This is a genomic window from Streptomyces mobaraensis (genome assembly GCF_020099395.1).
GTDB lineage: Bacteria > Actinomycetota > Actinomycetes > Streptomycetales > Streptomycetaceae > Streptomyces.
In genome coordinates this window covers 6,827,129-6,838,306 of sequence record NZ_CP083590.1, presented here as the reverse complement: position 1 = coordinate 6,838,306, position 11,178 = coordinate 6,827,129, and the positions used below count along the sequence as shown (strand labels likewise).

Below are 11,178 nucleotides of genomic sequence, written 5' to 3'. Positions count from 1 at the left end.
ACACCGTCCGGCCGCTTCACCGCCGCGGACGCCGCCGGACGAGGATGCGGAGGGTGGCCCGGGCGTCCCGGCGGCGTTGGGGGCTGCGGGCGGCGACCGAGGCGACGACGACCGCCAGCAAGGTGACGGCGCCCGTGAGTCCCGTGGCGGCGGCCAGCAGGGCCGCGCTGTTCAGTGCGGGGGGAAGCAGGGACATGGCAGAACCTCCTGGGCGGACGGCCCGGTGGTCCGGGTCACCGGTCCGTGCTCCCTCGGGAACCTCTACGCCGGATTTCCAGCGACCTCCGGGCGATTGAGGAGCCCGTCGTTACGCTGATACGAAGCATCGGAAAAAGTGTCCGGCGAAGTCTCGCGTCACGTACGGCGTGAACGGATTCACCACGCGGATGGCGCAACGTTCGCGCCTCACAAGCACACTGACGGACCTGTCCGGGGAAGAAGAGGACCGGAAAGGACCCGTCCGTCGTCTCCGTTCGTATAACACCGGAAAAACCCCGGAAAGACACGTTCGCGACCGCCGCGAGAACGGCCCCGCCACGCAGCCCTTCGCCTCACTCGCGTACTTGAGCGAAAGCACGCGGAATCAGCAGCGCGCACACCGCCGATGAGTCCGTGGACGGCACGGATTTCGTCGTCAGGTTCAAGTCGCCCGTCCTCTCGCCCGGTTCTCCGCCCGCCGGAGGACCCGTCCCCGAAGTCCCGTGCGCGGCCGCCCGCCTCCGCCGGGGGACGCCTCCCGTCCGCTCACCCCTGGGCATCGGACGTCCCATATGCCAAGATCACCCGACGAAGAGACGCATGTCGCGAAGTACCGGCATGCGGCCGAGCACTGCTCTGGGAACGGTGACCCATGTCCGTGCAGATGGTGGCGGGGCTCGCGGCCCGTGACGAGGAAGCCGGTTTCCGGGAACGGGCGGCGGCGGACGACACGGCCGCGCTGCGGCTGCGGGTCCTCGGGCCGATGTCGGCCCAGTACGACGGCGTCGAACGGGCCCTCGGCCCCCGGCGCCACCGCGCGCTGCTGGCCCTGCTCCTGCTCCGGCTCGGCCGGGTCGTGCCCACGGGCGTGCTCGTCGACGACCTGTGGGGCTACGCTCCCCCGCGCCGCGCGGTGGCCACCCTGCAGTCGTACGTCTGCCATCTCCGCCGCGCCCTGGACTCTCCGGCAGGCCGCACCGGCCCGTCCCTGCTGCACTACCGCGCGCCCGGCTACGTCCTGCGGCTGGCCCCGGAACAGGTGGACGTCCAGCGCTTCGAACTGACCGTGGCCGCCGGCAACCGGCTGCTGGACCGCCGGAACCTGCCGGGCGCGCGGGACGTCTTCACGGAGGCGCTCGCCCTCTGGCAGGGCTCCCCTTACGAGGAGTTCGAGGAGATCGGCGCGCTGGCCGACGAGAGCGGACGGCTGGAGCAGATACGTCTGACGGCCGTCGAAGGACTGGCCGAGGCCCGGCTGGCGCTCGGCGAGGAGGCCGTCGTCGCCGCCGAACTCGCCCCCGAGGCACGGCGGCACCCCACCCGCGAGCGGCTGGTCGGCCATCTGATGACCGCGCTGTCCGCGCTCGGACGGCAGGCCGAGGCGCTGCGCGTGCACGAACGGACCCGGGCCTGCCTCGCCGAGGAGTTCGGGGTGGACATCGGCGTGGAGCTGCGGCGCGTCCACGCGGCCGTCCTGCGGCAGGAACCGCTGGAGAGACCGCCCGCACCACCGGCGTCCCTCGCTCCCCCGGCCCCCGCCGCCGGCCCCGGACTGCTCCTCGGCCCAGGTGCCTGGCCGCCGGAGGCGTGGCCCGCCGGCAGCGTCCCGCGCGTCCCGGGCGAACTCCGCGTCGCCACCCTCCAGTCGATCAGCATCGGCGTCATCCCGCCCGCGCTGCGCGTCTGGTACCAGGAGAACCCGGCCTCCCAGGTCGTCCTCACCGAGTACATGAACGCCGCCGAACTCCAGGCGGCCGTCACCTCGGGAGCGGCCGACGTGGCCGTCGGCCCGCTCCCCGACTCATGGCCGCACCCGGTACGCCTGCTGGGCACCGAGGAGTTCGCCATCGTCCTGCCGCCCGACGACCCGGCCGCCGCCGCTTCCGGCGCCCGGATGCCGTTCACCGCCCTGCGCGACCGCGCCTGGGTGCGGCTGGCGCCCCGCAACGGGCTCGCCCGGTTCCTCGACGAGGGCTGCGCCGCGGCCGGGTTCCATCCGCGGACGGCGATGCTCACCGAGCTGAGCGCCGCCGCCCCGATGCTCACCCACTCCGGGCTGGGACCCGCCCTCATCCCCGCGAACATGGTCCCCCGGCACTTCGCCGGCCGGGTGATCCTCCCGGATCCGCCCATCCGCCGCACCCTGGCCGCCTACGCGAACGGTCCGCTCGACGCGGTGGCCGCCTCCTTCGTGGAGACCCTCGCCGCCCGGGCCAGCGTCGGCCCGTGACGCCGCCGCGCGGGGACCGTCCCGCCGGTACGCGGTGACGGCCGCGGCCATCCGCTCCACGACCCGGGTCAGGATCGCCTCCGTGGTGGCGAAGTTGATCCGGACGAACCCCTCGCCCGCCGTGCCGCAGTCGCGCCCGTCGACGAGCGTCACCCCGGCCCGGTCCGCGAAGAAGCCCGCGAGGTCCGCCTCGGGCAGACCGAGGCCGCGGAGGTCGGCCCAGCCGAGGTACGTGCCCTCGGGCGGGACGTATCCGGCCTCCGGCAGGTGCGCGGCCAGCAGCTCGCCGAGCAGCCGCCGGTTGCGGTCCAGCCGGGCGAGCACCGCGTCCAGCCACGGTCGCCCCTCGCGGTAGGCGGCGACGGCGGCCACCGCGCCCAACGTGGCCGTCCCGTCGGTGGCCAGCCGGCCGAGCCGCGCCCACCGCTCCCGGTCGGCGTCGTTGTGGAGCAGCATCTGGGCGCACTTCAGACCGGCGAGGTTCCACGCCTTGGACGCCGAGGTGGCCGTCAGGGTGTGCAGCGCGGCGGCCTCCGACAGGGAGGCGTACGGGGTGTGCCGCCGCCCGGCGAGCACCAGCGGGGAGTGCACCTCGTCGGAGAACACGCGTCCCTGACGCAGCGTCACTAGGTCGCATACCGCGCGGAGTTCGTCGGGTTCCATGACCCGGCCCGTCGGGTTGTGCGGGTTGCACAGCAGGAGCAGGTGTCCGCCGGCGGCGAAGGCGGCGTCCAGCGCGTCGAGGTCGATCGCGTACCGGCCGCCGGCCGTCCGGGCCATGGGGACCTGGAGGACGTCGCGGCTCAGCAGCCGCGGGACGACCAGGAACGGCGTGTAGGCGGGCACCGGCACGATCACCGGGGAGCCCGGGCGGGAGAAGTGCTCGACGGCGACGTGCAGCGCCCGGACCACGTCGGGCAGCAGCCGGACGTCGTCCCCGGACACGTCCCAGCCGTGGCTCTCCCGCTGCCAGTCGGCGCAGGCCGCGCCCGCCTCGGCGGCCAGGGACGGGGTGAGGTAGCCGAGCACGTCCCGGTCGACGGCGGCGCGCAACGCGGCGAGGACCGGCGGGGCGGTGCCGTAGTCGGTCTCGGCGGCGCAGGCGCCGAGACCGTCCGGTCCGGCCGTCTCCCACTTGAGCCGGCCGGGGCGGCGGAGCGCGTCGGCCTCCGCGTCGGCGTCGGCCCCGGCCGCGTACCGGACGCTCATTCGGTCAGGACGTGCTGTCCGGCGGCCATGCTCGCCTCCCAGTTCCGCCCGTCGAACTCCACGAACTCGATGTGTTCGGCGGCCTCCAGGTCGAGGCAGCGCGCGTTGACGCTGAAGTACCCGGTGGGGTGCGAGCGGGGGCGGTAGAACGGCATGATGCCGCAGACCGCGCAGAAGGTGTGGTCCGCGATCCGGTTGCCGAACCGGTACGGCTTGAGGAACTCCTGTCCCCGGTGCAGCTCGAACCGCTCCTCCGGGACCATCAGTTCCTGGTGCCCGGACTTGTAGCAGATGCCGCAGTTGCACAGGGTGATGGTGAGAGTGCGGCTGGCGGCGGCGGAGAAGGCCACGCCCCCGCAGTGGCAGGAGCCCTCGTACCAGACGCGCTCGATCTCGCGCGCGGCGTCCGCCGTGGAACCGGTCGGGGCGTCGTGATCAGCCGGCACGGTGGTCCACCCCCGCCAGGGCGTGCGCGCCGGCGGTCCCGGCCAGGGCGTCGAGCGAGGGCAGGGCCATGGTCATCGGCAGGTCCGGGTGCGGGCGCAGCGAGTCGTGCGCGTGCGAGACGTGCCCCGGTCCGGCGGGCTTGCGGGTGAAGAAGATCAGCATGTCCCGGGTGGCGGGCTGTTCGGGGTCGACGGCGATCACGGGCGAGACGCTGTGCTTCCGCTCGTGGTCGACGAGGAGGAGGGTGTCGAGGAAGTGGCGGTGCCGCTCCTCGCCGAGCAGCAGCCCGGGGTCGGCCTCGTGCCAGCGGGCGGCGTTGGCCTCGCGCATGTCGTGGAGGAACGTCGCCGCGCTGTCGTCGGTCATATTGGTGCTGCCGAGCAGGGTGGTCATGGTGTGGTCCACGCCGTCGCTGTGCACACCCTCCAGCGCCGGCTCGCCCCGGAGCCGGGCGTCGGTGATGGTTCGCAGGTTGAACAGGGTGCAGATCCACTGCGGTGACGCGTAGTCGAGATACGGGCGGTGGGCCATCGCGACGTCCTCGATCACCAGGAACTTGAAGGCGAGCAGCGCCTGGAAGGCGGTGTTCTGCTGGAGGTCGTCGCGCACCTCCTCGAAGACCCGCAGTTCGCCCGAGTCGTGCCGGACGAAGTCCTCCTCCTTGGAGAGGACGAACGGCTGGAACTCCAGCCGACGCGCCCGCCGTTCGACCGGGTCGAGGCAGAACCGGCCGTTGCGCGACTTCCGGAACGGCAGGGTGGGGTCGTCCCGCAGGCCGTCGCTCACGTGCTTCAGCCGTTCCAGGTCCGCGTCGGAGGCGCCCAGGAAGCTGAGGATCTCCGTCATCCGCGCGCCCTCGACGAAGACCGCCCGGTCGCGTACGTACCGGGATCTGATCTCCGCTATTTCGGAGACGGCGTCGACGGTGAATTCCGAGGTTGTCACTCGACCTCCATGGTGATGGGTCGGACGAGGGCAGGCCGTCACCATGACCGCGGCCCCGCATTCCGCGGTCAACGTAGGGAGCGCGGGAATGCCGTGTCAAGTGCCGTCATATTCCGCGCGGTTATCGGGAAGCGTCCGGGAAACGGCGTCGACGAGCGCGTCGACACCGCGTCCACAACGCGTTGACGTTTCGTCGACGGGCCGCTGCTAGCTTTTCGGACCGACAGCGAAATTGCCGTCCGTACCGGAGAAAAGCTAGGGGTGCTCGTGGCGAAAGAGAGCCGTACGGCGATCGGCTTCGAAGAAGGCCGCAACGACGGCGCCAAGTGGTTCGGCGACCTCACCCGCTCGCGGTTCGCGGGGCCCGTCACCCCGCACCACCGGGTCCTGTCCCGTGACATCTCGCCGGAGACGCTCGCCGTGCACGCGGGGACGTACGAGGACCCGGTGACGGGCGCGGTGGGCACCCCGGTCTTCCAGACCAGCACCTTCCTGCTGGACGACGCCAGCTACGCGGCCTTCTCCGACGGGACCTCCCGCGACGTCCCCATCTACACCCGGTACGGCAACCCCTCGCAGTGGTCCGTGCAGGAGAAGATCGCCGCCCTGGAGGGCAGCCGCAGCGCGCTGGTGACGTCCTCCGGGATGAGCGCCACGGCCAGCACAATCTACGCCCTGACCAACGCGGGCAGCCACATCGTCTCGGCCTACGACGTCTACGGCGGCACCTACAACCTGCTGCGCGAGGACATGCCGTCGGCCGGCCGCGAGGTGACGTTCGTCGACCCCTGCGACCTGGACGCGGTCCGGGCGGCGATCCGTCCGGAGACCCAGCTGCTGTTCTTCGAGACGCTGACCAACCCGCTGCTGAAGGCGCCGTCGGTACGCGGTCTGGCGGAGATCGCGAAGGAGGCCAACGCCCTCCTCGTGGTGGACAACACCTTCCTCACCCCGGTCAACATGCGCCCCTTGGAGCTGGGCGCGGACGTCGTCGTGCACAGCGCCACCAAGTACCTCGCCGGGCACAGCGACCTGACCGCCGGCGCGGTCGTCGGCCGGCGGAAGTTCCTGGACCGGATCTGGGCGCAGGCGCTGCGCTTCGGCGGCACCCTGGAACCGCTCGCCGCCTTCCTCCTCGAAAGGGGAATGAAGACCCTTCCGCTGCGCGTCCGCGCGCAGAACGCCAACGCCTCGGAAGTGGCGCGTTTCCTGGCCGGGCACGAGCGCATAGCCGCCGTTCACCACCCGGAGCTCGGCGGCCCCCGCTATGCCGGCCTGGAAAACGCGGACTACGGCGGTTTCGGCGGCATGGTGAGTTTCGAGGTGCGCGGCGGTGACGAGGCCGCCCTGGAATTCATGAAGAGACTCCGGATTCCCTATGTGGCGACGAGCCTGGGCGGCGTCGAATCCCTGGTGAGCATGCCGAGCAATACCTCGCACAGTTCGCTCACCGCCCGCCAGCGGTCCCGGATCGGTATCAATCCCGGCCTGGTCCGGTTCTCGGTGGGCATCGAGAACGTCCGCGATCTGGTCCGGGACCTGGACGAGGCGCTCGGCGCACCGGCAGAGGAGGACATGCGATGAGGAACAGCTTCAACACGGCCGGCTTCAGCGAAGTGGTCCACGAGATCCGCAACGACCCCGCCGAGGCGGCGTTCCGCTACGCGGCCGAGGCGCAGTCCTCGCCGTACCGGGGGCTGTCGGCGAAGATCGGCCCGGCGCTGTTCGGCACGGTGAAGTCCGCGCGCCGCTTCTCGGTGGAGCTCCGGGACGTCGCCCTCCCGGACGGTACGGACGCGCCCGGCGCCGACGGTCCGCTGCCGATGCACCTGGCCCTCACCGGCGTCGCCTCCTGTGCGCTGACCACGCTGGTCGGCGGCGGCAGCGCCCAGTCGGTGGTCTTCGAGAGCGCCGACATGGACATCGCCTGGGACGGCGGCGCGGTGGCGAGCCGGATCGACGTCGGCGGGGTGCCGGACGACGAGACGGTCGCCGAACTCGTCGGCCAGGTCGAGCGGTTCAGCCCCAACTACACCACCCTGACCCGCCCGGTCCCGGTCGCCCTGCGCTACGGGCCGGACGCCGCCCCGGCGCACGCCGCCACGGCGGAGGGCGCACCGGCCGCCGGCCGCCCGGCCGCGTGCCGGGTGCGCTGGATCAGCGGCACCCAGCTCGCGTCCATGCCCCTGGGCCAGCAGCCGGCCGACGAGTTGCGCGTGGACGCCCCCAAGCAGCTCACCGGCGTCGACTGGGGTCCGAACCCGCAGGAGTACCTGCTGATGGGCCTCGCCGCAGACGTCGCCTCGCACCTGGGCCGGACCGCCCGCGAGCTGACCGGGCGGGCGACGACCTGGCGGGTCACGGTCAGGGGCACGGAGGACGTCGGGGGGCTGCTCCAGGCGGACCCGTCGGCCGTCGTCCAGCTCCAGGACATGGAGTGCGCGGTCCCGGACCCGGCGGGGCTCTCCGGCGCCGAGCTGGAGAAGGTCGTCGCGGCGGCGTGGGCCGCGTCCGAGGTGCGGTACCTGATCGAGGCGGCCCCGGCCGTCCGGCTGACCTCGCACCGGGTGGAGTCGTGTCCGGCATGAACCCAGACGGCGCCCTCCGCGTCCTCGCCGTCGGCGCGGGACCGGCCAATCTGAGCCTGGCCGCCCTGGCCGAGCCGGTCGACGGCCTCCGCGTCACCGCCCTGGAGGCCCGCGATTCCGTCGCCTGGCACCCCGGCCTGCTCTGGCCCGACTCCCGGCTCCAGGTGAGCCCCGTCAAGGACCTGGTCACCCTGGTCGACCCGCGCAGCCGCTTCGGCTTCCTCAACTTCCTGCACGAGCGGGGCCGGCTGTACCGGCACCTGATCGCCGCCGCCGACCACGTCAGCCGCAAGGAGTTCGACCAGTACGTCACCTGGGCCGCCCAGCAGTTGGACGTACGGCTCGGCGAGCGGGTCGAGGCGGTGGAGCACGACGGCGACGGGTTCGCCGTCCGCACCGGCCGCCGCGTCCACCGGGCGGACCACGTCGTGCTCGGTGTCGGCCGGACCCCGTACGTCCCCGACTGCGCCCGCGGCGTCACCGGCCGCCGCCTGTGGCACGCCGCCGACCACCTCCACCGGGACGACCGGCTGGACGGCCGGGACGTGCTGCTGGTCGGCGGCGGGCAGAGCGCGGCCGAGGTGGCGCTCGACCTGATGTCCGGCCGGGCCGGGCTGCCGCGCCGGCTGACCTGGGTCACCGGGCGCGAGGGCTTCGCCCCGCTGGACGACTCGCCGTTCGCCGACGAGTGGTTCAACCCGCGCTACGTCGAGTACTTCCGCGAGCTCCCGGCCGGCCCGCGCGCCGCCCTGCTGGAGCGGCAGCGGTCCGCCGGGACCGGGATCACCCGCGCGCTGCTGGCCCGGGTGTACGAGCGGCTGTACGCGCTCGACTACCTCACCGACCGCCCGTTCACCCACGACCTGCTGGCCGGGGTGCGGCTCACCGGGCTCGCGGACGCCGACGGCGGGTTCCGCGCCGAGCTGGAGGACACCGTCACCGGCGGCCGGCGCGCCCTGTCCTGCGACACGGTCGTCCTGGCCACCGGCTACCGCACCGAACTCCCCTCCTGCATGGACGGGTTGCGCGACCGGATGCCCGTCACCGACGACGGCTACGCGGTGGAGGCCGACTACCGGGTGCGCTGGGACGGCCCCGACCGGCACCGCATCTACGTCCAGGGCGCGGCGCGCCACACCCACGGCGTCGCCGACCCCAACCTGTCGCTGGCCGCCTGGCGTTCGGCCGTGATCCTCAACAGCCTGCTGGGCCGGGAGCACTACGACCTCAAGGCGGACGAGTCGGCCCTCGGGCCCCAGGACCGCGTGGGGGCCCGCCCGTGACCGCCGAAGCGCGCCCGCGCCTCTACCGCGAGGTGTTCGCCGTCCCGGGCATGGCCCGCTCGGTGCTGCTGATGTTCGTGGCCCGGCTGCCGGTCACGGCGATGGGGCTGACCCTGACCCTGCACGTGGTGAACGGCCTGCACCGGGGCTATGTGGCCGCCGGTCTCGTCGCGACCTCCACCACCGTCGGCACGATGGTGGGCGCCCCGGCGGTCGGCCGGGCCCTGGACCGGCACGGCTTGCGGCCGGTGGTCGCGGTCTGCGCCACGGTCGCCACCGCGTACTGGATCGGCGTCCCCTGGCTGCCGTACGAGGCCCTGCTGGTCGCCGCGTTCCCGGCGGGCGCCCTGGTGATCCCGGTGAGTTCGCTCTCCCGGCAGGTCATCACGGCACTGGTGCCGGAGGACCGGCGGCGGACGGCGTTCTCGGTGGACGCCGTCGCGATGGAGACGTCCTTCATCGTCGGACCGGCCGTCGGCATCTACCTGGCGACCCAGTTCTCCAGCCGGCTCGCCCTGACGGTGATCGGCGCGGTCGTCGCCGTGACGGCGGTGCTGCTGTACGTCCAGAACCCGCCGCTGCGCGGCAAGAAGGAAGCGGCGGCGCCCGCCCCGGACGGGCCGCGGACCTGGCTCGACGGGCGGATGACGGCCACGCTGCTGATCTCCATGGGCGTGCTGTTCGTGCTCGGCGGGACGGAACTGGCCCTGGTGGCCGTGCTCCGGGCCGGCGGCGAGACCGCCTGGACCGGGGTGGCGGTCGCCATCCTAGCCCTGGGGTCCATCGTCGGCGGCGTCGTCCACGGCGCCCTGCCCCGCGCACTGCCGCAGTCCGCCCTCATGGGCCTGCTGTCCCTGCTGGTGATCCCGGCCGGCCTGGTCTCCGGACCGTGGTGGCTGCTCGGACTGGCCCTGGTACCCATGCAGTTGGTGTGCGCGCCGACGCTGGCGGCCATCGCCGAGAGCGTCAGCCGGCTCGCGCCGCCGCACGCCCGCGGCATGGCCATGGGCCTCCAGGACTCGGCCACCCGGCTCGGCGGCGCCCTCAGCTCCCCCGCGATCGGCTTCGTCATGGACCGCTCGTCGCCCGGCTGGGGCTTCGCGGCCTCCGGCGCCGGCGGACTGCTGCTCGTGGCCGCCGCCGGGGTGTGCGCGGGCGGCGCGCGGATCCGTACCCGCCGCCCGGCGGCCGAGCGGCCGCCCACCGACCTCCCCACCACTGAACCCTCCATCGGAATGGACAGGTGACGACAATGACGACGACGGACACGGACGCCGCGTCCTGGGCGACCTCCGCCCGCATCTACAACTCTGCCGTCGCCGCGTGGGCGATCGGCGCGGCCTGGGAGGTGGGCGCGCTCGACGAGCTCCAGGAGCGGGGCTCCCTGGACACGGCCGAGTTCGCCGCCCGCCACGACCTCGACCCGGCGTCCACGCTGGGCATGTTCCGGGCGCTCGCCTCGGTCGGCGTCGTCCGCCGCGACGGCACCCGGGTGGTGCCGGCGGAGGACTTCGCCGAGATCCACCGCACCCGCTCCCTCTTCCACTGGCTGATGAACGGCAGCGGCGAGCTGTTCCGCCAGATGCCGTCGGTGCTCCGCAACGAGAACCGCGCCGGCACCTTCTACCAGCGCGACCCCGTCGCCATCGCCCGCTCCTGCAAGGAGATCAGCGTCTTCTGCTACGACCCGTGGTTCTGGCGGGCGATGGAGGGCCTGGATTTCGACGTCCGGGTGGCGGCCGACCTCGGCTGCGGCAGCGGCGAGCGGCTGATGCAGATCCTGCGCCGCCACCCCGACGCCCGCGGCCTGGGCGTGGACATCGCCGGGGACTCGCTGAAGGTGGCGGCGGCCGACGCGGCGGACGCCGGTCTCGCCGGCCGGCTGTCCTTCGTCGAGGCGGACATGCTGACCATGGACCCGCGCCCCGAGTTCACCGAGGTCGACCTGCTCACCTGCTTCATGGCCGGGCACGACTTCTGGCCCCGCGAGCAGTGCGTGGCGACCCTCGCCCGACTCCGTGAACTCTTCCCGAACGCCCGCCGGTTCCTGCTCGGCGACGCCACCCGCTCGGTGGGCGTGCCCGACGCGGAGATGCCGGTGTTCATGCTCGGCTTCGAGGTCGCACACGACCTGATGGGCACCTTCATGCCCACCATGGCCGACTGGGAGGGCGTCTTCGCGGAGAGCGGCTGGCGGCTGCGGCACAAGCACGACATCGGCATGGTCGCCAACGAGGTCATCTTCGAACTCGAACCCCGGTGACGGCCGGGGCGACCA

General features: G+C 73.1%; 9 protein-coding genes and 1 pseudogene. 6 read left to right on the top strand and 4 right to left on the bottom strand.

Features of this window, described 5'->3' with window-relative positions; genetic code table 11:
* Positions 1–16: 16 nt before the first annotated feature.
* Positions 17–196, bottom strand: coding sequence for a hypothetical protein (locus tag K7I03_RS30435; RefSeq protein ID WP_185940931.1), 180 nt, complete (start codon positions 194–196; stop codon positions 17–19).
* Between the two features lie 654 nt (positions 197–850).
* Between K7I03_RS30435 and K7I03_RS30430 the strand changes: the two genes are divergently transcribed.
* Entirely contained in the window at positions 851–2,428 is a 1,578-nt protein-coding gene (locus K7I03_RS30430; protein ID WP_185940930.1) for a BTAD domain-containing putative transcriptional regulator, read from the top strand.
* Positions 2,429–2,491: 63 nt separating this feature from the next.
* Here K7I03_RS30430 and K7I03_RS30425 read toward each other — a convergent pair.
* The 3 genes and pseudogenes from K7I03_RS30425 to K7I03_RS30415 all read right to left on the bottom strand — a co-directional run.
* Positions 2,492–3,637 (bottom strand): annotated as a pseudogene (locus tag K7I03_RS30425) (MalY/PatB family protein); the annotation flags it as partial.
* Positions 3,634–4,083, bottom strand: coding sequence for a GFA family protein (locus K7I03_RS30420; protein WP_185940929.1), 450 nt, complete (start codon positions 4,081–4,083; stop codon positions 3,634–3,636). The gene K7I03_RS30420 and the pseudogene K7I03_RS30425, both read right to left, overlap by 4 nt.
* Positions 4,073–5,029, bottom strand: a complete 957-nt coding sequence (locus K7I03_RS30415) for a 2OG-Fe dioxygenase family protein (protein ID WP_185940928.1) — start codon at positions 5,027–5,029, stop codon at positions 4,073–4,075. The genes K7I03_RS30420 and K7I03_RS30415 overlap by 11 nt, the downstream gene beginning before the upstream one ends.
* A gap of 267 nt (positions 5,030–5,296) precedes the next feature.
* On the opposite strand from K7I03_RS30415, the gene K7I03_RS30410 reads away from it, so the two are divergent.
* From K7I03_RS30410 to K7I03_RS30390, 5 genes are read left to right on the top strand one after another with little or no spacing between them, the layout of a single operon-like run.
* Positions 5,297–6,613, top strand: coding sequence for a trans-sulfuration enzyme family protein (locus K7I03_RS30410; protein WP_224347290.1), 1,317 nt, complete (start codon positions 5,297–5,299; stop codon positions 6,611–6,613).
* Entirely contained in the window at positions 6,610–7,617 is a 1,008-nt protein-coding gene (locus tag K7I03_RS30405) for an OsmC family protein (RefSeq protein WP_185940926.1), read from the top strand. The genes K7I03_RS30410 and K7I03_RS30405 overlap by 4 nt, the downstream gene beginning before the upstream one ends.
* A complete protein-coding gene (locus K7I03_RS30400; protein WP_185940925.1) occupies positions 7,614–8,900 on the top strand; it encodes a lysine N(6)-hydroxylase/L-ornithine N(5)-oxygenase family protein in 1,287 nt (428 codons plus the stop codon). The genes K7I03_RS30405 and K7I03_RS30400 overlap by 4 nt, the downstream gene beginning before the upstream one ends.
* Positions 8,897–10,147, top strand: coding sequence for an MFS transporter (locus K7I03_RS30395; protein ID WP_185940924.1), 1,251 nt, complete (start codon positions 8,897–8,899; stop codon positions 10,145–10,147). Before K7I03_RS30400 ends, K7I03_RS30395 begins: the two co-directional genes overlap by 4 nt.
* Positions 10,148–10,152: 5 nt before the next feature.
* On the top strand, positions 10,153–11,163 hold the full coding sequence (locus K7I03_RS30390; RefSeq protein WP_185940923.1) for a class I SAM-dependent methyltransferase: 1,011 nt from the start codon (positions 10,153–10,155) through the stop codon (positions 11,161–11,163).
* The last annotated feature ends 15 nt before the right edge of the window (positions 11,164–11,178 follow it).